Source organism: Kineosporiaceae bacterium, assembly GCA_016713225.1.
Classification (GTDB): Bacteria; Actinomycetota; Actinomycetes; order Actinomycetales; family Kineosporiaceae; genus JADJPO01.
The window spans coordinates 592,507-615,922 of the sequence record JADJPO010000002.1; the positions used below are offsets into that span (position 1 = coordinate 592,507).

The 23,416-nt window shown below is 70.9% G+C and carries 21 protein-coding genes and 1 pseudogene; 9 read left to right on the forward strand and 13 right to left on the reverse strand.

Features of this window, described 5'->3' with window-relative positions; all coding sequences use genetic code 11:
• Positions 1-15 precede the first annotated feature (15 nt).
• Positions 16-810 carry a CAP domain-containing protein gene (locus IPK24_08685; protein MBK8075623.1) on the forward strand — a complete coding sequence of 265 codons (795 nt, stop codon included), beginning with the start codon at positions 16-18 and terminating at the stop codon, positions 808-810.
• Positions 811-860: 50 nt separating this feature from the next.
• On the opposite strand, the gene IPK24_08690 is transcribed toward IPK24_08685, so the two are convergent.
• From IPK24_08690 to IPK24_08705, 4 genes and pseudogenes are all read right to left on the reverse strand, one after another.
• On the reverse strand, positions 861-1,334 hold the full coding sequence (locus IPK24_08690) for a universal stress protein (protein ID MBK8075624.1): 474 nt from the start codon (positions 1,332-1,334) through the stop codon (positions 861-863).
• Positions 1,335-1,467: 133 nt separating this feature from the next.
• A pseudogene (locus tag IPK24_08695) lies at positions 1,468-2,163 on the reverse strand (GAF and ANTAR domain-containing protein).
• An 80-nt stretch (positions 2,164-2,243) separates the two neighbouring features.
• Positions 2,244-2,996 (reverse strand): GAF and ANTAR domain-containing protein, encoded by a 753-nt coding sequence (locus IPK24_08700; protein MBK8075625.1) that lies wholly within the window; start codon positions 2,994-2,996, stop codon positions 2,244-2,246.
• Positions 2,993-3,328, reverse strand: a complete 336-nt coding sequence (locus tag IPK24_08705; protein ID MBK8075626.1) for an STAS domain-containing protein — start codon at positions 3,326-3,328, stop codon at positions 2,993-2,995. The genes IPK24_08700 and IPK24_08705 overlap by 4 nt, the downstream gene beginning before the upstream one ends.
• Before the next feature lie 276 nt (positions 3,329-3,604).
• Between IPK24_08705 and IPK24_08710 the strand changes: the two genes are divergently transcribed.
• Positions 3,605-5,317: an amidohydrolase gene (locus IPK24_08710; GenBank protein ID MBK8075627.1), complete on the forward strand. Its 1,713-nt coding sequence runs from the start codon at positions 3,605-3,607 to the stop codon at positions 5,315-5,317.
• A gap of 43 nt (positions 5,318-5,360) precedes the next feature.
• Here the strand turns inward: IPK24_08710 and IPK24_08715 are convergent, their stop codons facing one another.
• From IPK24_08715 to IPK24_08735, 5 genes are all read right to left on the reverse strand, one after another.
• The gene (locus tag IPK24_08715; protein MBK8075628.1) at positions 5,361-6,983 is read right to left on the reverse strand and encodes a DUF222 domain-containing protein; all 1,623 of its coding nucleotides are present in this window, start codon (positions 6,981-6,983) and stop codon (positions 5,361-5,363) included.
• The gene (locus IPK24_08720; protein ID MBK8075629.1) at positions 6,973-7,314 is read right to left on the reverse strand and encodes a hypothetical protein; all 342 of its coding nucleotides are present in this window, start codon (positions 7,312-7,314) and stop codon (positions 6,973-6,975) included. The genes IPK24_08715 and IPK24_08720 overlap by 11 nt, the downstream gene beginning before the upstream one ends.
• A gap of 158 nt (positions 7,315-7,472) precedes the next feature.
• The gene (locus tag IPK24_08725) at positions 7,473-9,227 is read right to left on the reverse strand and encodes a S8 family serine peptidase (GenBank protein ID MBK8075630.1); all 1,755 of its coding nucleotides are present in this window, start codon (positions 9,225-9,227) and stop codon (positions 7,473-7,475) included.
• Positions 9,228-9,367: 140 nt separating this feature from the next.
• Positions 9,368-10,309: a homoserine O-succinyltransferase gene (gene metA, locus IPK24_08730; GenBank protein ID MBK8075631.1), complete on the reverse strand. Its 942-nt coding sequence runs from the start codon at positions 10,307-10,309 to the stop codon at positions 9,368-9,370.
• 105 nt (positions 10,310-10,414) lie between these two features.
• Positions 10,415-11,935 (reverse strand): HNH endonuclease, encoded by a 1,521-nt coding sequence (locus tag IPK24_08735; GenBank protein MBK8075632.1) that lies wholly within the window; start codon positions 11,933-11,935, stop codon positions 10,415-10,417.
• A 124-nt stretch (positions 11,936-12,059) separates the two neighbouring features.
• On the opposite strand from IPK24_08735, the gene IPK24_08740 reads away from it, so the two are divergent.
• The gene (locus tag IPK24_08740; protein MBK8075633.1) at positions 12,060-13,253 is read left to right on the forward strand and encodes an aminotransferase class I/II-fold pyridoxal phosphate-dependent enzyme; all 1,194 of its coding nucleotides are present in this window, start codon (positions 12,060-12,062) and stop codon (positions 13,251-13,253) included.
• A gap of 25 nt (positions 13,254-13,278) precedes the next feature.
• Here IPK24_08740 and sulP read toward each other — a convergent pair whose 3' ends face one another.
• On the reverse strand, positions 13,279-15,138 hold the full coding sequence (gene sulP / locus IPK24_08745; protein MBK8075634.1) for a sulfate permease: 1,860 nt from the start codon (positions 15,136-15,138) through the stop codon (positions 13,279-13,281).
• A 241-nt stretch (positions 15,139-15,379) separates the two neighbouring features.
• On the opposite strand from sulP, the gene IPK24_08750 reads away from it, so the two are divergent.
• The 3 genes from IPK24_08750 (at position 15,380) to IPK24_08760 (ending at position 17,827) form a co-directional block, all read left to right on the forward strand.
• Positions 15,380-16,540 (forward strand): inorganic phosphate transporter, encoded by a 1,161-nt coding sequence (locus IPK24_08750; protein MBK8075635.1) that lies wholly within the window; start codon positions 15,380-15,382, stop codon positions 16,538-16,540.
• Between the two features lie 147 nt (positions 16,541-16,687).
• On the forward strand, positions 16,688-17,275 hold the full coding sequence (locus IPK24_08755) for a sigma-70 family RNA polymerase sigma factor (GenBank protein MBK8075636.1): 588 nt from the start codon (positions 16,688-16,690) through the stop codon (positions 17,273-17,275).
• Positions 17,276-17,329: 54 nt separating this feature from the next.
• Positions 17,330-17,827, forward strand: a complete 498-nt coding sequence (locus IPK24_08760; GenBank protein MBK8075637.1) for a hypothetical protein — start codon at positions 17,330-17,332, stop codon at positions 17,825-17,827.
• Positions 17,828-17,839: 12 nt separating this feature from the next.
• Here IPK24_08760 and IPK24_08765 read toward each other — a convergent pair whose 3' ends face one another.
• Together IPK24_08765 and IPK24_08770 are read right to left on the reverse strand one after the other, a co-directional pair.
• Entirely contained in the window at positions 17,840-19,315 is a 1,476-nt protein-coding gene (locus IPK24_08765) for a HAMP domain-containing histidine kinase (protein MBK8075638.1), read from the reverse strand.
• 7 nt (positions 19,316-19,322) lie between these two features.
• Positions 19,323-20,024, reverse strand: a complete 702-nt coding sequence (locus tag IPK24_08770) for a response regulator transcription factor (GenBank protein ID MBK8075639.1) — start codon at positions 20,022-20,024, stop codon at positions 19,323-19,325.
• Positions 20,025-20,233: 209 nt separating this feature from the next.
• Here IPK24_08770 and IPK24_08775 point away from each other — a divergent pair, with 209 nt between their 5' ends.
• Genes IPK24_08775 through IPK24_08785 form a run of 3 tightly spaced genes read left to right on the forward strand, consistent with a single transcriptional unit; the run spans position 20,234 to position 22,391 of the window.
• Complete coding sequence (locus IPK24_08775) at positions 20,234-20,812, forward strand: ferric reductase-like transmembrane domain-containing protein (protein MBK8075640.1); 579 nt, start codon at positions 20,234-20,236, stop codon at positions 20,810-20,812.
• Positions 20,809-22,074 carry an NADH-quinone oxidoreductase subunit F gene (locus IPK24_08780; protein MBK8075641.1) on the forward strand — a complete coding sequence of 422 codons (1,266 nt, stop codon included), beginning with the start codon at positions 20,809-20,811 and terminating at the stop codon, positions 22,072-22,074. Before IPK24_08775 ends, IPK24_08780 begins: the two co-directional genes overlap by 4 nt.
• Positions 22,071-22,391, forward strand: coding sequence for a ferredoxin (locus IPK24_08785; protein ID MBK8075642.1), 321 nt, complete (start codon positions 22,071-22,073; stop codon positions 22,389-22,391). The genes IPK24_08780 and IPK24_08785 overlap by 4 nt, the downstream gene beginning before the upstream one ends.
• Here the strand turns inward: IPK24_08785 and IPK24_08790 are convergent.
• On the reverse strand, positions 22,339-23,400 hold the full coding sequence (locus IPK24_08790) for a DUF695 domain-containing protein (GenBank protein ID MBK8075643.1): 1,062 nt from the start codon (positions 23,398-23,400) through the stop codon (positions 22,339-22,341). The two genes, IPK24_08785 and IPK24_08790, sit on opposite strands and share 53 nt — an antisense overlap.
• Between the last annotated feature and the right edge of the window lie 16 nt (positions 23,401-23,416).

The following is a 23,416-nucleotide window of genomic DNA, read 5'->3' on the forward strand; positions in this document are numbered from 1 at the left end:
TGAGACGGTGAGGGCATGGCGTTCCCTGGTTCGAACCGGCCCGGTGTCCTGATTGCGGTGGTGGCTGCTGCCGCCGGTCTGGCCGGGGGGACGGTGCTCGCCACGGTCGGGTTCCTGCCCGGCTCGTCCTCGCTGCGGACTGCGCAGTCCGCAGGTCAGGTCTCGCCGGATCCGAACGCCCCTTCGCAGGCTGCCCCGGCGGCCTCGCCCGCGACGGTGACTCGGCTCCAGGCGAGCCCGTCGAGCAGTCCGGTCACCTCGACGGCGCCCGTCCGGAAGGCGTCACCGCGCCCGACCGCGGCCCAGCGCACTCCTCAGGCAGCCAAGCCGAAGACGACGCCCAAACCCACGAAACAGCCCACGAAACCGCCTACGAAGAAGCCCACGCAGAAGCCCACCGTCACGACACCGCCCGCAGCCCCGGCGTCCTCGGACGCTCGAGAGGTGTTGCGGTTGACCAACATCGAACGGGCCAACGCAGGCTGCCCCGCCCTGACCTGGAACTCGCGCCTGGCCACCGCTGCCCAGCGCCACAGCGCCGACATGGCAGCCAACAACTACTTCGAGCACACCAGCCAGGACGGGCGCTCACCGTTCCAGCGGATGAAGGACGCGGGCTACAGCTACAGCGCGGCCGCCGAGAACATCGCCGCGGGGCAGCGCTCGCCGGCATCGGTCATGGGCAGCTGGATGAACAGTGCCGGCCACCGGGCCAACATCCTCAACTGCGGGCTGAAGGAACTCGGCGTCGGGGTCGCCACCGGCGGCTCGTACGGCATCTATTGGACGCAGAACTTCGGCACGCCCTGATCTGTGCCGCCGGTCATTGCTGCCGGTCGGTGCTGGTCAGTCGGTGCTGGTCAGTGCTGGTTCTTGGGATGCCTCACGATCACCACGGGGCACTGGGCGTGGGCTGCCACTCGCTGGCTCACCGAACCGATGAGCGCCCCGACGAAGCCGCCGTGCCCATGTGAGCCGACCACGATCAGGTCCCCAGGCCCGGCCAGATCGATCAGGGCGTTGGCCGGATTTCCCTCGACCAGGTGGCGGTGCACGAGTTGGGCCTCCTGGGGGCCGAGCGCCTCGACGAGGGCGGCGTCCAGGATCTTGCCCGCCTCGGTCGCATAGTCGGCCCCGGGGGAGATCATCCAAACGTCCCCGTAGCCCCCCGGAACCCACCAGGCGGTGACGGCGTGAAGTTCCGCGCCGCGAAGGCTGGCCTCGGTGACCGCCCAGGTCAGTGCCTCCCGGGACCGCGCCGACCCGTCGATGCCGACGATGACCCGACGGGTGCGATCGTGCTGCTGCGATGCGCTCTGATCCGACGTGCTCATGGCTCCTCCTCGATGCCTTCAGCGTGGCACGGTGTCGCGCGTGGCGCGTGAGTCCAAGGGCCGCTTGGACGTGCTCTGCTAGGGGGCGAGGTGGAGTCTTCCGGGGCCGGGTCAGATCGGGGATGCTGCCGGGATCCACCAGGACGGCGCGTGCGACATCGAGCAATTTGAGGTTTCGCTGCCGGGCGTAGCTGCGCAGCGCGACGAAGGCGCTGTCGACGTCCACCCCATGGGTGCGAGCGAGGGCGCCCTTGGCCTGCTCGATGATCACTCGGCTGTTCAGCGCGCCCTGCAACTGCTCGGCGAGCATCTCGGCGCGGTGCACGGCCTGCTCTTGCAGCAGTCCGATGGTGGCGACGTCGGCCAAGGCCTGGACGACCGTGATCTCGTCGGCGTCCAGAACCCCGGCATGGGTGCCGAACAGGTTCAGCGCCCCGATCACCTTGTTGCGCAGTCGCAGCGGGATGGCGTGCACGGAACGGAATCCCAGGCGTGTGGCATGGGGAGCGAAGGTCGGCCATCTCTCGGTGGCCAGCGGTAGATCGGCATTCACCACCGGGTGCCCGCTGAGATAGGCATCGAGGCATGGGCCGTCGTGGTGTTGGAGTTGGAAGAGTTCGAGCAGTCGGGTCCGTTCGTCGGAGGCGGCCATGAACTGCAGCTGGCCGTGGGCATCGGCCAACAACAGGCCGACGGCGGCGACGTCGACGAGCTCGGTTGTCCGAACGGTCACGTTGCGCAAGAACTCGATCAGGTCGAAGTCGTCCACCAAGGTGTCCGCGACCTCGACGAAGACCTCGGCCAGTCGTTCTCGTGACACCGTCGGCATCGCGGCCTCCCTTTTGTCGTCCACTGTAGGTCTGTTGTGGCTCGGTGCTGCCCGGTGCTGCCCGGTGCTGGGGTATCGCATCACGGGCCATCGGATTCCAGCCGGAGCCGGCCCTCGACGACGTCGCGCGCGACGTCCTGCAGCGGGCGGTCATGGGCGTAGGCGTGGGCGCGCAGCCGGGCCATGGCCTCGGCGAGGCTGACCCCGAGGTCGACCATCGCCATCCCCTGTGCCCGGTAGATCACGAATTGGGAATCCAGGGCGCGGTCCAGGCCCGCCTCCGTCTGCCCTGGTGGGGCGCCGGCCTGCCCGTGCAGGAGCGTCTCGGCGGCCACTTCGGCGAACGTCACCGCCTGCTGCAGGCCGACGGCCGTCAGCATGCCCGCAGCGCTGCGGCAGATGTCCAGCACGCCGAGACGGGCAGCCCCGATCTGAAGGGGGAAGGCGAACACCGCCCGGGCGCCGCACTCCAGGGCGCCGGCGGCATACCCGGGCCAGCGCGACGCTGCGGTCCGCAGGTCGGGCACCAGGACCGGTCGGCGTGAGGCGTACGCATCGATGACCGGCCCCTCGCCGAGCGTGATCTGGAGGTTCTGCAATGCGGGGACGTCGCGTCCGGACGTCGCGGCTGTCGCGTGCACGCCGGCGGGGGTCATCACGGTGACCGCGGCCCCGGTGGCCGACAGCGCTCGGACCGTCGCGCGGCAGAGCCGGCACAGCCAATCCACCGTGCCGGTGGCCCGGCCGTGCGGGGCGGCGGACTCCTCGGGCTCGGCCGGTTGCGCGGCGATGAGCGCCTGGACGGCAGCATGCCGGTCGGTCGGACTGATCACCGGTGAGCCGGCGATTCGCCGTCCGCCAGGATGTGCAGACTCGCCTCGACCCCGGCGAGTTCGATCAGCCGTTGTGCTGCTCCGTGCACGCCCCGTAGACACAGGTGATCAGTGAGCAGATTGCGGGCGCGCATGATGGGATGCAGCCCCACGCAGTCCATGAAGGTCACCTCGGACAAGTCCAGGATCAGACCGTCACCCGGATGCTGAGCGACGGTCCGATCGATCCGGACGTCGAGGTCGGGGCCCGTGGCGAGGTCCAGGTCGCCGATGACGAACAGCGTCCACCAAGGGGTGACCGCGACGTCCACGAGGAGAGCGGTGGTGCTCATGGCAACCGCCTCCCGGGCACAAGAGAGCCTCTTGCGCATCACCGGGTCCGGGGCGACACGTGGGGTGAACAGGTCGGAATGCCTGCCGCAGCATCTCGGGCATCTCGACCGTGCACCTGATCACCTTGATGCTACGGCGCTGACCCGTCTTCCACCAGGGCCACCGAGGGTCGTCCGCCATGCGCTGACGCGCATCTCGAGCCCTGGCTCGCCCATCATTGCCGCCTATGCTGAGCCGTTTCGGCAGCCTGAAGCGAGAGGTGGTGCCCGGTGGGCATGGATCGATCGGCAGCGCGTGAGCCCGCGACCGGTCCGGCAGATCTGGTCATCACGCGGGCGCGAGTGCGGTGTTCCCCCACCCTGGACGGCGCGCCGAGTGGCTGGGCCACAGGCCTGGCCGTGCGGGGCGACCGCATCATGGCGCTGGGGGACGCCGCGACGATGGCCGAGTGGGTCGGTCCCCGAACCCGCGTCGTCGACGCCCCGGATCGATTGGTCGTACCGGGCTTTCAGGATGCTCACGTCCATGCACCGTTCGCCGGTCGCAACCGGCTACGGGTCTGGCTGAACGATCTCGAGGGCAAGGCTGCCTACCTCGACGCCGTGGCTGCCTACGCCGGAGCGCACCCCGACCAGGAGTGGATCATCGGCGGTGGGTGGGCCATGGAGTACTTCCCCGGCGGAACGCCGCGCCGCGAGGACCTGGATGCCGTCGTCCCGGACCGGCCGGTTTTCCTGTTCAACCGGGACGTCCACGGTGCCTGGGTGAACAGCCGGGCGCTCGAGCTCGGGGGCATCGGCCGCGACACCCCCGACCCGGCCGACGGCCGCATCGAGCGGGATCCGGTCACGGGTGAGCCGACCGGCACCCTGCACGAGGGTGCGGCCTACGCCTTCAACGACACCGTCGTGCCCACTCCGACGGCCACCGAATGGCAGGACGCCGTGCTCGAGGGGCAGGCGTTCCTGCACCGCCTGGGCATCACGGGGTGGCAGGACGCGTGGGTGATCCCGGGCACCCTGGAGGCCTACCGCGCTCTGGCGGCCGATGGCCGGTTGACCGGACGGGTGGTGGGGGCGCTGTGGTGGGACCGGCATCGCGGCCTGGATCAGATCGACGACCTCCTGGCCCAACGGGAGCGGGCGCTCGGTGCGGCCCAGCAGGCCGGCTCCGGCGTGGCCGGGTTCTTCCCGACCACGGTCAAGATCATGACGGACGGCGTGCTGGAGAACTACACCGGCGCCCTGCTCGAGCCGTACTGCGACGGATGCGGTGGTCACACCGACAACCGCGGCTTGTCCTACGTCGATCGGGAGCTGTTGATCGAGGCGGTCACCGCGCTGGACGGCCACGGCTTCCAGGTGCACCTGCACGCCATCGGTGACCGGGCGGTGCGCCATGGGCTCGACGCGATCGAGGCGGCCCGGTCGGTGCACGGCGACCATGACCGGCGTCATCACATCGCGCATCTGCAGATCGTGCAGCCGGACGACCTGGCCCGCTTCGCCGCCCTCGGCGTCGTCGCCAACTGCCAGACCTACTGGGCTCAGTCGGAGCCGCAGATGGACGAGCTGACCATCCCGTTCCTGGGTGCCGATCGGGCTCGGTTGCAGTACCCGTTCGAGACCATCCGGGCGGCCGGTGCGCGTCTGGCGATGGGCAGCGACTGGTCGGTGACCACGGCGAACCCGTTGGAGCAGCTGGAGGTTGCCGTCACGCGGATCGACCCGGAGCACCGCGACAACGCTGCGTTCCTGCCCGAGCAGCGGCTCTCCCTGGCCGATGCCGTCGACGCCTTCACGGCGGGCTCGGCCTACGTCAACCACGACGACGAGGCCGGGGCGATCCGGGTGGGCGCACGGGCCGATCTGGCGATGCTCGACGTCGACGTGTTCGCCGACGGGTTCGCCGCGGGCGGGAGGGCGCCGCTGGCGGATGCCACGGTGCAGCTGACCGTGGCGAGCGGGCGCGTGGTCCACGAGATCTGAGGCGCGTGAGTGACCAGACGCATGGCCACCCCAGGCTGCGGCGTCAGAAGGGCGGGTGTTCGCTCTCGGTGCGGATGGTGCGTCCGGTGGGGGTGACCCATTGCGTGATGGGTAGTCCGGTGCCGGGGTCGATGAGGGTGGGGGTGAAGCCTCGTTCGCGGAGCCGGTGGTGGTGCTTGCACAAGGGATGCAGGTTGCATTCGCAGGTGGGTCCGCCCTGGCTGTGGGGGGTGCGGTGGTCGACCTCGCAGGTGATGGCGCGGCGTCGGCAGCCGGGGAAGGTGCAGCACTGTGCGCGGGCTTGGACGAGTTCGCGCAGGAGTCCGGTGGCGGTGCGGACCAGGGCGTGGGGTGCCTTGCCGATGCCCAGGATGGTGCCGTGGGTGGGTGAGCCGGGGGTGTCGTCGGTGATCAGGCAGCGCCAGGTCGCGGTGGCCCCCATGCGGTGCAGCCCTGCGAGCAGGTCGCGGATGGCGTCGGCGGTGAGTGGTCCGTAGTCGTTGGCCTCGCCGATGCCGTCGGCGCCCAGGACGGCGGACAGGGGCACGGTGATGTGGACGCGGGGTCCGGGCAGGGATGCGAGCGAGTCGGGTGTGAAGGGTTGGGGTGGTCTGCAGCCGGTGCCGGTGCCGGTGCCGGTGCCGGTGTGGGGGGGGGGGGGGGGGGGCTCGGCCTTGGTGCTGGCCTCTGGCTCGGCGTCGGTCTGGCCTCGGCCTCTGGTTCGGGTCGGGCCTGGGGGTCTCGGTGTCGGCGCCTGGGCCTCCGCCTGGGCGTCATCGTCGGCTGCTGCGTCGGAGAGGGACTCGGTCTCTGGTTCTGGCTCGGTCGCGGGTTCGGTGGAGACGGTGCCGGTGTGGGTGCCGGTGATGAGGTCGGTGATGATGTCGGCGCGGATCGCGGCGGTGGGTCGGGGCTGGTCGGGGTCATCGCCGGCGGAGGCGTGGGCGAGCAGGGCCATCTGGATTGCTTCGATGTCGGCGACGGAGGCGGTCAACGTCATCCGCCCGGTCCCGGGGCCGGCGGTACGGAACGCGACGCGGCGGCGTTCGATGTTGTCGGCGATCTGTTCGGCCAGGTCCCGCGGATCGGCCGTCGCGACGATGCGGTCGAGCCAGGCGGCGAGTTGACCGTAGGTCAACGCGACCACCTTGGTCAGGATCTGCGGTTCCAGCCGGGTCAGGGTCTCGCCGGGTAGGTGGCGGGTCTTGGCGTGGACCAGGCGGGCGGTGTCGATGTCGACCTCCCCGGTGGCCAGCAGGTGCCACAGGCCGGGCAACCGGGACGGTAGTTCGCGCAGGGTGTCCACTCGTGCGGCGAGGGTGGTCTCGGCGAGGAGGCAGGTGGTGGCGGTTTCGGCGATCGCGGCGCGGTAGCCGAGGTCGTGGTCGGGGAAGACGGGTTGGGCGTTGACCGGGCTGGCCTGCTCGTCGGCGGCGCCGTTCTCCCACCGGGTGACCAGTTCTTCGGCGGCGACGGTGGCGGCGAGTTTGGCCCAGGTCGCCAGGCGGCATCCGGCGGCGGCCAGGTCGGCGACGGCCCGGTCGGGCAGATCCGCCAGGCAGCCCAGTTCCACCCCGGCGGTGGGGTCGGGCACGGACAGGGCGGCCAGGTCACCGACCGCGGTCTGCACCGCCGCCGCCAGCCGGGCGCCACCGTCACCGGCCAACGCCGCGACCAGACCCGTCAGGGGCGGCGCTGGGCACGTCGTCCGATGCGCGTCCGCTGGTTCCGCGTGCGTTCCCGGTCCCGGTGGGCGGTGCGGTCAGGGCGGCCACGGGCACCAGATCGGCCAGGTGGGTACACCGCTCGGTGAGGCGGGCGATCCGGCGGGTGGCCCAGTCCTGTTCCTCACTCAACCGGTTCACACGCCGCTCCAGGCGACCACACGCCATCCGCAGTTCACCGTCGCGCGCCCGCAACAGGGCGCACTCCGCGCGCAGCGCAGCGACCTCGTCGGGGTCACCCGACTCGGCGAAGCAGGCCAGCATCACGGACATGAGACCAGTCTAATCGAACATATGTACGATGACAAGAGGTGAATCGTTCGCGGCCCTACCTGCTCTGAAGCGCTCTGAACCGGCGAGAGCCCCGGCATGCGCTGCATACCGGGGCCCCGCCTGGATAAACCAGGGTGGTTCAGTGCTTCACGGTGCGATCAGTGCTTCACAACCCCCGCGGCGTTGACGATGCCTGCGCCGTAGAAGCCGTTGAACGCCGTCGTGCCCACGCAGGTGGCGGTGAACGTGGCGTCACGACCCTCCTGCGTGTAGGCCTGCACGCCACCGGCCGGGCACGCGTGGTCAGTGGCCGTGGAGCTCAGGATCCGCTTCACCGTGGCCGGTGCCAGGGTGTAGCCCCGACTGCCGTCGGAGTGACCGTGAGCGCTGACCGCCAGGGCCGCCACGCCGGATGCGTGGGGTGCGGCCATCGAGGTGCCCTGCAGGTACGCGTAGTACCCGCAGGCCGCTGCACCCTTGATCGGCTTGGTGGTGCACTGCTTGATCACACCGAGCGCCTCGCCGTCCGGCGTGACGTTGCCTGCGGCGTCCACCGAGCCCTCCTCCTGCAGCACGGCCAGGGGATAGGTCGACAGGATCAGGTTCTCGTTGGTGCGATAGGTCGCCGTCCCGAACCCGTCACGGAACCAGCCACCCGGGGCCGACAGTTCGATCTCGTTGCCCTTCAGGTCGGTGGCGTGGTTGGAGTAGTCCGCCTTGCGACCCGAGGGGCCGAGGGCGCTGACGCCGAGCACGTTCGGACCCTCGAGCGGCAGATCGACGCAGGTCTTGTTGTCGATGGTGCGCAGGTAGGGCGCGGTGTCCCAGTCGTTCGCCGGGTTGTCGTAGTCCGGGCTGGAGGCATCCGGCCGAGGCGCCGAGACGTTGTCGTGCTCGTTGCCGAGCGAACCCACCAGCGTGACGCCCTTGCGGTTGGCGTACTTCAGCGCCCGGTTGACGCTCTCGATGATCACCTTCTGGTCGGCCACCGCGGCCGGGGAGTCCTCAGGGGCGCCGCCGGTGCAGTTGTAGAGCCAGGGGTCGACGTAGAACGACATGTTGACCACGTCGAGGCCGATGTCACCGGCGTAGGTGAGCGCGTTGACCACCGGGCCGAGGAAGAAGTAGCCCGCGTCCTGCCCGCCGCGGATGTTGACCAGGCTGACGCCGGGGGCCACGCCGCTGAGGCCGAATCCGTTCAGGGACGCCGCGATGGTGCCGGCGACGTGCGTGCCGTGACCACCGTCGTCCACCGTGGCCGGGTCGACGCAGGAGGCGGTCTCACACGGGCCGTCGATCTCGGGGATGTCGGTGGTGAAGTTGCGGGACTTCGAGCGGTCCACGTTCGCCGCCAGGTCGGGGTGGTCGGCCTGGATGCCGGTGTCCAGGACGCCGACGGTCACCCGGCGGTCGCCCCGTTCGGTGGCGTGAGCCTTGGGGGCATTGATCATCTGCATGCCCCAGAGCAGGTTGTCCAGCGGGTCGGCCAGCGGCTTGGCCGGCTGCGCTCCACCGTGCTTGCCCGAGCCACCCGACTGAGCGTGCTCGCGCTCGACCACGGAGGGGGAGACCCGGTGAGGCGCCGAACCGATGCTGATGTCGGCGGCCACGCCTTGCACCCCGCTGATGCGACCGGCAGTGGCGCGGAAGCCGCTGTCCGTGCTGGTGGCGGTCACCAACCCGACCTCGCCGTTCACCGACGTGACGGTGGCGCCGGTTGCGCGCAGATTCGCCGCGATGGCGTCCGCCGAGGCGCCGGTGTCGGCCAGCACCACCCACCGGGACGGCGCGCTCGCCACCCCGGTCGCGGCCTGGGCAGCGCCCGCGAAGCCCGCCACTCCAGCGGCCACCCCACTGACGGTGGCGATGGTCGCTGCTGCCGCAGCGCTCGCCAAGAGTCGTCGTGCCTGCATGTCTCCTCCTCGACCTCTGTCACCTCGATGGGACAGATGCCCACCATAGGGAGAGTTCGACCATTTGGGCAGTTGCTCGGATGCATCGCCGTGTGACCGGCCGGTTACTGAACTGCCCGCAACGAGCCGATTCGGGTGATTCAGTCCTCGACGGTGGTGGCCTCGGCGGGAATCGCCTGCAGGTCGAACGGGGTGCGCTGGTAGACGCAGTAGTTCAGCCAGTTCGCGTACAGCAGGAAGGCATGGGAGCGCCAGGTGACCTTGGGCGGGCGGGACGGATCGTCGTGCGGGTAGTAGTTGCGAGGGACCTCGATCGGCATCCCCTTGGCGATGTCCCGCTCGTACTCGGTGGCCAGGGTGTAGCGCTCGTACTCCGGGTGCCCCGTGACATAGAGCCGGCGGCCGTCGGTGCTCGCCGCCAGGTACACCCCGGCCTCGGGTGAGGTCGCCAGCAGTTCGACCCCGTCGGCGGCCTCGATGTCGGCTGCGCGGGTCTCGGTGTGCCGGGAGTGCGGCGCGGGGAAGACCTGGTCGAAGCCGCTCAGGATGCGTGAGTGTGGGTCGAGCACCTCGTGCTGGAACACGCCGAACATCTTGTCCTGCAACGGGTACTTCTGAATGCCGTAGCGCCGGTAGAGCCCGGCCTGGGCGCCCCAACAGACGTGCATGGTCGAGAACACGTTGTCCTCTGACCAGTCCATCACCTCGCACAGTTCCGGCCAGTAGTCGACCTCTTCGAAGGGCAACTGCTCGATCGGCGCGCCGGTGATCACCAGGCCGTCGAACTTGCGGTCACGTACCTGGTCGAAGGTGGCGTAGAAGGCGTCGAGATGCTCGCCCGCGGTGTTGCGCGAGTCGTGCGACTCCATGTGCAGCAGGGTGATCTGCAGCTGCAGCGGGGTGTTGCCGAGCAGCCGGAGCAACTGCGTCTCGGTGTCGATCTTCGTCGGCATCAGGTTGACGATGGCGATCCGCAACGGCCGGATGTCCTGGTGGGTGGCCCGTCCCTCGGTCATCACGAAGACGTTCTCGGATTCCAGCGTTCGGCGCGCGGGCAGATCACGAGGAATGGTGACGGGCATCGGGGCGACTCCTGACGGGGCGGTCCTCGAGGCGAGTGCGTCCTTCGAGGGCTGGACCCCCCATTGTGACCGGTGCTCGCCGGGGGCTGCCGGCCGGGTCCGCAGCTAGCGCGCCGCTGCGGGACTGGTCTCGACCGGACGCCCGAGCGGGGCACGCGCCATGCCCGGCGTCGGACTGGTGCCCACCTCGGGTGCGGCAGGGTCGCCGTCCAGGCCGGCGTCGGGATCGGGATCGATCTGTGGTGAGAGGGTCTCGGGCTCCGTGGACGCGCCGGTGCCGCCCTGGGCGATGGCCGCGGAGGGGCGAAGATCCGTGGGCAACGACTGGTTCGGGCAGGTCGCCAGCACCTGGGTCATCACCGCGCGCTCGGCATCGCTCACGGTGAGCCGATAGTGATACTTCAGCCCGATCTGACGCGCGATGTAGGTGCAGCGGTACCGCACCGACGAGGGGATGTAGCCCGAGGCGTCCCGATTGCGCTTCTTCGCGGTGGTGCTCGCCTGCACGGCTTGCACGTTGCGGGCGTCGTCCAGGAAGTCGCGACGCTGTTGGTCGGTCCAGGCGTGGGCGCCGGAGGTCCAGGCGTCGGCCAGCGGCACCACGAAGTCCAGGGCGATCGTGCCGCTGACGGAACGTGCCGTGACGGTGCGCCCCACGTAGGGGTCGAGCAGCCGGCCGGCGGTGACCACGCACTGGTTGCCGGCCCGTTTGGTCGCGGTCAGGTCGCGGGCCAGGACGTCGTTGCCGGTGTCGCAGCCGTTGCCGTCGGGGTCACCCCATCCGGTGCCGAAGGCCGACCGGAGGTAGGGCGTGGTCGCCTGGTCGGTGCGGGTGATCAGCGCGCTCAGGGCAGCGGTGGCGTCCTGGGGGATCACTCCGGCCCCCGCGCCGGGGCTGGAGGAAGCTCCCCCGCTGGACGGCGTGGCGCTCGCTGTCGCCCCACCGGAGGGCGTCGGCGCCGAGCGGACAGCCGCCGTGGCGGCGGGCCGCGAGATGGGTTCGCTGGCCTCGGGGCGGGTGCTCATCCACAGGGCCACCGCGCTGGTGCCCAGCACCGCTGCTGCCGCCGCAGCCGCCAGCACCTTGCGGCGCATCCCGGTGTCGCTCAGCGGGTCCTCGGCCTCGTCCGAGGGGTCCGGGACCTCACTCAGCGGCCAACCGTCGGGCGCAGGCAGCAGGGATCCCGGGGGCGGAGCCTGTGGCGGGACCGAGGCCAGCAGCGGCCCGGCGGGGGAGTCCGTGCCGGGGCGCGTGATGGGCAGCGAGCCGGTGTCGGACGGCGCCGCGAGCGGTGGCGCGGGCGGTGCCGAGACAGGTGGCGACGAGGGGATCGCCCACGACGGATTCGCCGCCGCGGCCGGCGGGATGGCCTGGGCCATCGCCGGCTCGGTGGGGATCGCGGCGGTGGGGATCGCACCGGTGGTGACCGAGTGTGGTCCGGCCTGCTGCGGGATCAGCGCCTCAGCCTGGGGGCTCGGCGCCGGGCGGGGGCCGTCGTCGACCAGCCAGAACTCCCAGTCCACCGGTGGCGCGGGCCAGCTCGGGTCGGGGATCCAGTTGGGGGTGGGCCGCCAGCCCTCGGGCGGCGCCGGCCAGCCGGGCGGCGGGTTGAATCGGGAGCCCATCCAGTTCCTCTGTGCGTGACGGCAAGCCTCTGCCGCCATCCTCCCCCGCCTCACCTGCCGACCCAAGCTCGGGCGGGTCGGCCGAACGGCCGAAATCCTCCCTGCACCTGGCAGGCTGACCGGTATGACCGCACTGCCCCGCTCAGCAGCCGCCGGCCTCCCGAGCCCGGTGCGGGTGTCCCGCCGAGGCCGGGTCGAGCCCTTCCACGTGATGGAGGTGCTCAAGGCCGCTGCCACCCGCCAGGCGGCCCACGGCGACGTGATCTCGTTGTGTGCCGGCCAGCCGTCCACGCCTGCACCCGCACCGGTGCTGGCGGCGGCCCGCCGGGCGATGGCCGGTGAGGTGCTCGGGTACACCGAGGCGGTCGGCATCGCACCGCTACGTGAGGCGATCGCCGCTCACCACCGAGAGCGCTACGGCATCGCGGTCGGCCCGGACGACGTCATCGTCACCACCGGTTCCTCCGGGGGGTTCACAGCCGTCTTCCTGGCTGCCTTCGACGCCGGCGACACCGTGGCGATGACGCGGCCGGGGTATCCCGCGTACCGGAACACGTTGCAGGCGTTGGGATGCCAGGTGGTGGAGCTCGACTGTGGCGACGACACCCGATTCCAGCCGACGGTGGCCATGCTGGCGGCGCTGGACGAACCACCGGCGGGCCTGATCATCGCCAGCCCGGCCAACCCCACCGGCACCATCATCGATGCGGCCGAGCTGGCCGCCATCGCGACCTGGTGTGAGGCCCACGGCACCCTGTTGATCAGTGACGAGATCTACCACGGCATCGACTACGGCCGACCCTGCGCCACCACCTGGCACACCAGCCGGACCTCGGTGGTGGTCGGTTCGTTCAGCAAGTACTTCTCGATGACCGGGTGGCGTATCGGGTGGCTGCTGCTGCCCGAGGCGCTGCGCCGTCCGGTGGAGTTGCTGGTGGGCAACCTGAACATCTGCCCGCCGGCGGTCGCCCAGGTGGCCGCCGTGGCGGCCTTCGACCCGGCCTCGCGGGCCGAGCTCGACGGCCACGTCGCGCGGTATGCCACCAACCGTGACCTGTTGCTCGAGGCCCTGCCCCGGATCGGCATCGGGCACCTGGCCCCGCCGGACGGCGCGTTCTACGCCTACTGCGACATCGGACACCTGACGGACGACGCGACGGCCTGGTGCGCCCAGGTGCTGGCCGCCACCGGAGTGGCCCTCACTCCCGGGGTGGACTTCGACCCGGTGGCCGGACACCGGTTCATGCGGTTGAGCTTCGCCGGTTCGACGGCTGAGATCGAACAGGCGGTGGAGCGGCTGGCGGCCTGGCTGCGCTGACCGCAGTGCGTGATCGCGATGCCGGTCAGATCTGCGGGTCAGGTTCTCGTTCCCGCGGCGGCTCGGCATCGGTGAGATCCTCGTCCGACCAATCGGTCCCGAAGGCCTCGCGGTATCCCTTGCCGGCCTTGTTCAGTGTCGGGAAGAACGTGATCCGTTGCAGGACAGCGGGCAACCCGTAGGCCTCGAGCTTGGCGCGCACCGGGTCCTTCAGCTCGGCGAACACCAACTGGGTTCCCTGTTCGGCGAGGTCGTCGACCAGCTCGGCGAGCATGTCGGCAGCCGTGGTGTCGATGTCCGTGATCGGTTCTGCCGCCACGATGATCCACTTCGGTGGGCTGCCGCCGGCGTCCAGCTGCATCACCTGTTCGGCGAAGGTGCGGGCGTTGGCGAAGATCAGGGGCGCGTCGAAGCGGAACACCACCAGGCCGTCCATCTGCCGGGCACTCGGGTACCGGGTGATGTCGTGATAGCCGGGGACGCCGGGCGCCCGGCCGAGAACCGCCTGGTAGGGCCACCAGGCGCGGCGGAACACGTTCAGGATGGACAGTCCGACCGCCAGGCCGATGCCGGGCAACACCCCGAACACCGCCACCCCGGCCGTCGCGGCGATCGACAGCCAGAACTCCATCCGCCGCTGCCGGTACAGCTGACGCACCCCGGGCAGGTCCGACATCGAGATCGCGGCCACCACGACGATCGCGGCCAGGGTCGGGATCGGCAGGTCGGCCAGCAGGTTCGGGGCGACCACCAACAGCACCACGATGGCCAGGGCGCCGACCAGTCCGGCCACCTGGGTGCGGGCGCCGGCCTTGAAGGCCACCGCGGTGCGTGAGCCGCTGGTGCTCACGGCGAACCCCTGGAACAGCCCGGACAACACGTTCGCCAGGCCGATGCCGACCATCTCCTGGTTGCCGTCGACCGGGGTGCCCGCCCGACGGGCGTACGCCGAGGCGGTCGAGATGGTGTCGGCCAGGGCGACCAGCGTGATGCCCAACGCGCCGGCGATCAGCAGCCCGATGTCGCCGAGCGAGATCAGCGGCAGGGCGAACGGGGGGAAGCCCTGTGGCAACTCGCCGACCACCCGAACCCCCTGCCCGGGCAGGTCCAGGATCGTCGAGGCCGCCGTGGCCGCCACCACGGCCACCAGCACCGCCGGGATCCGGGGCAGCACCCGCTGCAGCACCAGCAGGACGACGAGCGAGGCCGCCCCGACCATCAGCGCGGCGGAGTTGGTCGCCCCTTCGGCGATCCGTCGGGCAGTGCCGGTGATCTCACCGACCAGGCCGTCGCCCTCGATCGAGAAGCCCAGCAGCTTGCGCACCTGACCGACCAGGATGGTCAGCGCCAGACCGTTCATGTAGCCGATCTGGGTGGGTTTGGACAGGAGATCGGCAACGAACCCGAGCCGGGCCACCCCGGCGCCGATCATGAACAGGCCCACCAGGATCGACAGCACCGAGGCCAGGACGACGGCGCGCACCGGGTCACCGCCGGCGGCCAGCAGGGGCAGCAGGGTGGCGGCGATCATCGGACCGAGCGAGGAGTCGGGGCCGAGCACCAGCACCCGGGACGGCCCGGCGATGGCGTACGCCACCAGGCACATCACGCTGGTGTAGAGGCCCGTGATCGGGGGCAGGCCGGCCAGTTGGGCGTAGGCCATGCCCTGCGGCACGAGCAGCGCCGTCAGCGCCAGCCCGGCAGTGACATCCTCGCGCAACCAGCCACGCTGATAGCTCGGGAGCCACTCCAGGATGGGCAACCATCGGCTGATCCCGGCCCGAGGTGCCGACGTCGGGGTGATGGGGGCGTGATCGGACACGGCCTGAGTCTGGCCTGTCCATGAACGCCGCGGAAGCGGTTCTCGGTGAACGGCCGTCCGCATCGGCTCGAGCTGCCGCGTAGCCTCCCGGTCACCCGGTCAGACCAACCGCGCTCGGCAAACGCGACGTGAACTCTTGTCCAACCGGCATTGAGCTTCACGTGTGCCCCAGGCCACATCCGCAGGTCGCCGCAGGGGCTGGGCGACATGCGTCGTTCACGGGTGCTTGACGGTGGGTTCTAAGTCCCGTTTTCGCAGGTGGATGCCTCTGTCATCCTGACGACGCCCACCACAGGAGGATGCCGTGGATCTGTTACTGCTCACCGTCGTTGCGGTTGTCGCGTTGGCCTTGTTGTTCGATTTCTCGAACGGGTTCCACGACGCCGCCAACTCGATCGCGACCGTCGTCGCAACCCGGGCGCTCTCGCCCGTGCAAGCTGTCTGGCTCGCCGCCGTCTGCAACTTCGCTGCCTACTTCTTCGTGGGCACAGCGGTGGCCAACACCGTCTCCAAGACCGTCAAGGCCGACTACATCAGTGTCGCGGTGATCTTCGCCGCGCTGATGTCCGCCATCGTCTGGAACTACGTCACCTGGTTCGTCGGGATGCCGTCCTCGTCCAGCCACGCCATCATCGGCGGTCTGGTCGGCGCCGGCCTGGCTGTCGGCGGCACCGCGGCCGTCGGTTGGTCCAGCGTCAAGAAGGTCGTCTACGCGATCGCGCTGTCCCCCATTGTGGCGTTCACCGTCGCTGCAGTGGGTGCCGCACTCGTGTGGGGCCTGCAGAAGCTCACCCGCTGGGATGACGACGCCAAGCCGTTCAAGGGTCTGCAGATCGTCTCCGCCGCTGCCGTCTCGTTCGGTCACGGCGCCAACGACGCGCAGAAGACCATGGGCGTCATCGCCGCCGTGCTCGCCGGTGGTGGCTACCTGGCCGCCGACGCCGGCGGCAAGTTCCCGGTGCCGACCTGGGTCGCCCTCTCGGCCTACGCCGCCATCGCCGTCGGTACGGTCTGGGGCGGTTGGCGGATCATCGAGACCATGGGTATGAAGCTGACCAACCTGAACGCTCGGGTGGGTGTCGCCGCCAACATCGGTGCCACCACCGCGATCTTCGGGGCCACCAGCCTCGGCATCCCGATCTCGACCACCCACGCTGCGGCCTCCTCGGTCGTCGGTGCGGGCGCGGCGTCCGGCCGTGGCGCCAACTGGAAGGTCGTCGGCGAGATGGTCATCGCCTGGATCGTGACCATCCCGGCCACCACGGCGCTGGCGTTCGTCTTCTTCAAGATGACCCAGTTGCCCGGTGTCTTCGATGTCATCGTGACCAGCGTGGTCACGCTGGCCATCGGCGTGGCGATCGCGTGGGCCATGACCCACTCGATCAGCCACAAGGACCTCGAGGCCGAGCTCCAGCCGGAAGAGACCGTGATCATTCCGGACGAGGCCAAGGCGACCACCGCCTGAGCCGACTCCACACCGCTCGACATCACGACGGGCGTCCACTTCGGTGGGCGCCCGTCGTCCGCGTGGCGAGGGCTTCTTGCTGGTACTTTGCCCCATTCGGGGGTTGCCCAGTCTGACCGATGAGCACATATGAGCACGGAGGCGTGATTGGACGACGACGCCGCCTCGCTGCTGGCCCGTGCCGGCAGAGGTGACCAGGGCGCCTGGGACACTTTGGTCGACCGGTACAACGGGCTGCTGTGGTCGATCGCCCGCTCCTACCGGCTGCGCGACGCCGAGGCCTCCGATGTGTTGCAGACCGCCTGGATGCGTCTGCTCGAGCACCTCGACCGGATCGAGGACCCCGAGCGGGTCGGCTCCTGGCTCGCGACGGTGGTGCGCCACGAGATCCATCGGCTCTACCGCCGCTCCCGGCGAACCGTGTTCACCGATGACGATGCCGTCCTGGACGCCGCGGTGGGCCCGTCGTCCGGCCCGGACGCCGCCGTGGTCCGCACCGAGCGCGACCGGCTGCTGTGGGAGGCCTTCGCCGAGATCAGCGACCGGTGTCAGCGGTTGCTGCGCATGTTGATCACCGGTTTCGGCGCCACCGAGGCGCTGTCGTACAAGGACGCGGCCGTGGCCATGGGTATCCCGATGGGCAGTCTCGGGCCCACCCGGATGCGCTGTTTGAGTGACCTTCGTCTCGCGGTCGAACGCCGTGGTATCAGCGGAGAGCCCGATGACTCTGCTTGAACAGGAGACCGCCACGGTCTCCCAAGGCTCGACCTTTCTGCCGCAGGAGGACCGGTGACACACGACGACCGTGACGCGCAGCTGCTCAGCGAGCTGGCAGCGCTGTTCGGGCGCCAGGAGGCTGTCCCCGAGCTGGTGAGCCGGATGGCGAAGGCGAGCTTCACGATGCGCGCGATGGACATGGAACTGGCGATGCTCACCTGGGACTCGAGCGTCGATCGCCCCCTGGTGGCCCTGCGCTCGACAACCGAGGACGAGCTGCGCAGCCCGCGGGAACTCACGTTCGAGCGCGGCGATCTGGCCGTTGAGGTCGAGGTGGCCGCCCCCACCCGGGGGTGGCGCATGATGGGCCAGCTCAGCCCGGCTGAACCAGCGCGGATGGAGCTTCACCGGGCACCCGGCGACGCTGCCGTCGAGCCCGAGGTCACCGAGATCGAGGTGGACGACATCGGTCGCTTCTCACTCGCCGATCTGGCCCCCGGCCTGGTGCGCTTGGTGGTGCACCGTGACGGTGAGCGGCCCATCGCCACCGACTGGTTCCGCATCGACTGAGCGTCGGGCGGCTCAGCCCTGCGGCATCGCGCGAGGTAACACCACCCGGAAGGTCGTGTCCCCCGGACGGCTGTCGAGATCGACCCGGCCGCCGTGGGCCTGCACCACCGAGGCCACGATCGACAGCCCCAGCCCGGTGCTCCCCGCGGCGCGCGAGCGTGAGGAGTCGGCGCGGGCGAACCGGTCGAAGACCGCCGGCTGAAGCGACTCGGGGACGCCAGGCCCGTCGTCGTGCACCTCGAGCTCCACCTCGCCGTCCCGCTCGCGCAACCGCACCGTGACCCGGGTGCCGGCCGGGGTGTGCACCCGCGCGTTGGCCAACAGGTTGGTCAGCACCTGCCGCAGCCGCGCGGCGTCCCCGAGGGCGACCACCGGTTCGTCCGGCAGGTCGAGCTGCCAGTGGTGTCCGGGGGCCAGCACGTGGGCATCGTTGGTGCAGTCGATCGCCACTGCGGTCAGATCGACCGGTTCGTGCCGGATCGCCGCCGCCTGCGGGCTCTCGTCGAGGCGGGCGAGCAACAGCAGATCCTCGACCAGGCCGGTCATCCGCACCGCCTCGGACTCCACCCGCCCCACGGCGTGCAGCACCTGCTCGGGCAGGTCGCCGCCCTGACGCCGGGTCAGCTCGGCATACCCCCGCACCGAGGCCAGCGGGGTGCGGAGCTCGTGACTGGCGTCGGCGACGAAGCGACGCATCCGGGCCTCGCTCGCCGTCCGGACGGCCAGCGCGCCGTCGATGTGGCCCAGCATCCGGTTGATCGCCGTGCCAACCTGGCCGACCTCGGTGCGCGGGTCGGTGTCACGGTCCGGTACCCGCTCGTGCAGGGTCACGTCGCCCCGTTCCAGGGGCAACTCGGCGACTCGCGACGCGGTGGCGGCCACGCGGCGCAGCGGACGCAAGGCCATCCTGACCAGCACCAGGCCCGCCAGCACGGCCACCGCGACCGCCAGCAGGGCCACCACGGCCACGACCCGGGCCAACTCGGCCACGGTGTGTTCGATCCCCGAGTACGGCAGCCCGATCACCGCTCGGCTGTCCCGCCCCGCCGGGACCACCTGAACCAGGTAGTCCCCGAGCTCGCCACGGAGTTCGACCGCATGGGGGGCGCCGTCCTGGGGAACTGCCGCCAGCAGGCTCTGCTGCCCGGCGGTCGGCGTCCACGTCGCGCCGATCACCCCGTGTTCCACGAGGCGATCGCCCTGGAGCAGGACGCCGAGGGTTCCCTCCGCCTGGCCGCGAAGGTCCAGGAAGGCCGGGCCGTCGTCGTCCTCGTGGGGGCCACCGTTGTCGTCATCGTCGCCGTCGGAGCCGCCCGAGTCGGACAGCGCCGGCTTGGATCGTGACGTGGCGGCATCGAGCTGCTGGTGCAGCTGGCCGCTGAGATTGCGTTCCAGGGCGATCAGGCTGGCCGCACCGACCAGGACGGCGATTCCCGCCGTGAGCATGGCGAGCACCAGGACGAGCTGAGCGCGCAGGGTTCGGGGCATCGGGGCGTCAGTCGGCGGGTCGCAGCACGTAGCCCGCGCCCCGCAGGGTGTGGATCATGGGAGCGCGTCCGGCATCGATCTTCTTGCGCAGGTAGGAGATGTACAGCTCGACCACGTTGGCCTGCCCACCGAAGTCGTAGTTCCACACCCGATCGAGGATCTGGGCCTTGCTGAGCACCCGGCGCGGGTTGCGCATCAGATAGCGCAGCAGCTCGAACTCGGTGGCCGTCAGCTGGATCGGGGTGCCGTCGCGCTCGACCTCGTGGCTGTCCTCGTCCATCGTCAGGTCGCCGACGATCAGGCGGGAGTCGACGAGGTCGGTCATCAGCGTCGTCCGGCGGATCAACCCCCGCAGCCGGGCCACCACCTCCTCGAGGCTGAACGGCTTGGTGACGTAGTCGTCACCGCCGGCCGTGATGCCGGCGATCCGGTCGGCCACGGCGTCCTTGGCGGTCAGGAAGAGCACCGGGACGTCACTGTCGGCACGCAACCGGCGCAGCACCTCCAGCCCGTCGATGTCGGGCAACATCACGTCCAGCACGACCGCGTCGGGTCGCATCTCGCGCGCCGCCCGGACGGCGCCCAGCCCGTCGGCCGCGGTGCGCACCTCACAGCCCTCGTAGCGCAGCGCCATGGACAACAACTCGGACAGCGCGTTCTCGTCGTCCACGACCAGGATCTTCACCGGCCGGCCGTCGGGGTGGTGCATCAGCGTCCGCTGTGCGGGCAGTGACGTGCGCGGTGACGAGGGCGGTGACGAGGGCGTCGTGTTCATGAGGGTCAGTCTGCGCCGCCTGCCCGACGCCACGCTGTGGCCACGCTGTGAGAATCCTGTGTGGGCTGGACGGGCGAGGGTGCGTATCCCTCGCTCAGCCGCTGCACAGCCGGGGCACAGACTGCGGGCGCAGCCTGCTCGTCATGACTCTCGATCTCACGACCGCATCCTGGTACCTGGCCCGGGGGAGCGGCGTCACGGCGCTGGTGCTGTTCTCCCTGGTGGTCGCACTCGGCATCATCACCCGCTCGGCCCGCCCGGTGCCGGGGGTACCGCGCTTCGCGGTGGCCGCGCTGCACTCCTCGGCAGCCTTGCTGGCCACGGTCTTCCTGGGCGTTCACCTGGTGACCCTGCTGCTGGATCCCTATGCCCAGCTGCGTCTGCTCGACCTGGTGGTGCCCTTCGCCGGGGCCTACCGCCCGCTCTGGCTGGGGCTGGGCACGCTGGCGCTCGACCTGATCCTGGCGATCGGGGTGACCAGCCTGCTGCGTGCCCGGCTGGGGGCGCGGGTCTGGAAGGCGGTGCACCTGTCGGCCTACGCCCTCTGGCCGCTGGCGGTGCTGCACGGCCTGGGCACGGGTAGCGATGCGGGCACCACCTGGTTGCGGGCCACCACGCTCGCCTGCGTGACCGGGGTGCTGGCCGCCGTCGCCTGGCGCCGGGCGGCCGCCGACCCGCGCTCGAGCTGGACGGCGCGCGCGAGCCTGGGCGGTGCCCGATGACCACGACGGCCGAGCCGACGATCGCCGCACCCCGTGCCCAGGGCCTCGTGCCCGCCCGGCTGTTGCGCCCCGGAGCCACCGATCTGGCCTCCCACCGGGCTCGCCACGGCGAGATCGCCTGGCGCGGCGGTCCGAACCACCTCACTGCCTCGCTCGAGGCCGCCGGCCTGACCGGGCGTGGCGGCGCGGGATTCCCGACCTGGCGCAAGGTGGCCTCGGCCTCCGGCGCCGGACGTCGAGCCGTCGTCATCGCCAACGGCGCCGAGGGTGAGCCCGCGAGCAGCAAGGACGCCGTCCTGCTCACCCTGGCGCCCCACCTGGTGCTGGACGGCGTCCAGCTGGCCGCCGAGGCGGTCGGCGCTGATCGGGTGGTGGTCTACGTGAAGGCGGGCGAGGCGGGCATGGCCCAGGACACCGTCCGCCGGGCGCTCGCAGAGCGGCAGATCGCCCGGTGCGACCGGGTGGAGCCGGAGGTCGTGACCGCCCCGACGGGCTTCGTCTCCGGCGAGGAGTCGGCGGCGGTGGCGGCGGTCGAGGGACGGGCTGCGCTGCCGACGACCAAGCGTCATCTGGTGACCGAGCGCGGGGTCGGGGGCCGGCCGACGCTGGTGCAGAACGTCGAGACGTTGGCTCACGTCGCAGTGATCGCCCGGTACGGACCCCAGGAGTTCCGGACTGCGGGTACCGAGGCCGAGCCGGGCACGTTCCTGGCCACCCTCGGTGGGGCGGTGACGCAGCCCGGGGTGGTCGAGGCCGGGTACGGCATCGGCCTGGTCGACCTGCTCGGGCTGGCCGGCGGGGCCGATCGGCCGCTGCGCGCCGTCCTGGTCGGGGGGTACCACGGGGCCTGGGTGCCGGCGGAGGAGCTGGCGAGCACGTCGATGTCGCGGGCCGGGCTGGCACCGTTCGGGGCCACCCCGGGAGCCGGGATCGTGTGGGCGCTGGGGGTGCAGGACTGTCCGCTGGTCGTGACGTCCGCGATCGTCGGTTACCTGGCCGGGCAGAGCGCCCGGCAGTGCGGCCCCTGCCTGTTCGGGCTGTCCGCGCTGGGGCACGACCTTGCCCGGTTGGCCGACCCGGCCGCCGTCCAGGGGCTGGACGAGCTTCCGGGTCATCTGGCCGCGATCGCCGGTCTGGTGACCGGGCGCGGGGCCTGTCGGCACCCGGACGGCACGGTGCGGTTCGTGCGGTCGAGCCTGACCACGTTCGCCGACGAGATCACCGCCCACCTGGGCGGCCACTGCACCGGAGGTGCGCGATGAGTTCCACCCCAACCACACCTGCAGCACGCAGGTCGACCCGCTCGGCCGGCACCACACTGCACATCGACTGGGTGGCGTGCGACGGCCGAGGGCTGTGCACCGAGATGCTGCCCGAACTGCTCACCGAGGACCCGTGGGGCTACCCCGCGCCGGTGGCAGTTCAGGGACGGGATCCCTTGCCCCCCAACGCCATTGCGGTACCGGACCGGTTGCTGGGTGAGGCGCGCGAGGCGGTGGCCGCGTGCCCACTCCTGGCGTTGCGGCTCAGCCGCGCAGGTGGGCCACCAGCTCCCACGAGGGGTCGTGCTGCGCGGTGACCTCGACCCGGCCCTGCCGCCAGCCCGAGACGGCGGCGCGCAGTTGGTCGGCCGCCGGCGTGGCTCGGTCGACGTAGTAGCTCAACAGCCGGACGCCGCCGTGGGTCTGGTGAACGACCAGACGTCCGCTGGAGCCGAGCCGATGGGTCAGGTGGTCCTCGAAGCCGCGCAGCTCGGCCAGGCTGTCGGGGCCGGGAAGGCCCTCGGGGGTTTGGTCGGTGAACGGCACCACCACCCGCACGCAGGTGTCGAAGTGGGGTGCGGTCGAGGCCCGCAGCGGTACCTGGGCCATCGCGATCACGGGTGCGCCGTCGTCCGCGGTGCCGGTCAGCATCGCCCACGCCGGGTTGCCGTCGTCGTCGGTGTACTCGGTCTGCAGATGGTCGACCACGGTGCGCAGGCCGAGCGCCGGGATCGGGTCCAGTGGCTTGACGGTGGTGGTGGAGATCTCGTGCACCCAGGTCTCGACGGCGTTCTCGCCGAGCACCCAGTCGAGGACGAGGAAGGCGGCCTGGAGTCGCTGCGGTTCGGCGAGGGAGGCGAACGCGGGGTGGTAGAGCGTGGCATCGAAGCCTGCTCCGGTGACCCGCGCGGCGACCTCGACCTCACTGGGAGCGATCTCGGTGTCCTCCAGGCGCAGCGTCATGGCGGCCAGATCCGCCACCGGCTGGCGCGAGTCGGCGTAGCTCCAGACATCGTCCGGTGCCGGGGCGGCCAGTAGCCAGCGGCGGGCCGTGGCCCGTAGCGCCGGATTGCCCCCGGGCGAGACCACGAGCAGGTGCCGGCTGAGGCCGTTGCCGGGTGAGAGTTCCCAGGACAGGTCGGCATCGATCGCCGCGACCTGTTCGGCGATCGTCGGGGCCATCGCCTCGACGGTGCTGCTCTCGATGGCCTGCGCGATCTGGTCGGCGCCGGTCGCGTGCCACCAGGACCAGAACCGGCTGATGCTCTCTAGCGCGGCGGTGGCATCCGGGGCGCCGGAACGGGGGCGTCGGCGAAACAGGGCCATGGCCGGTCACCGTAAG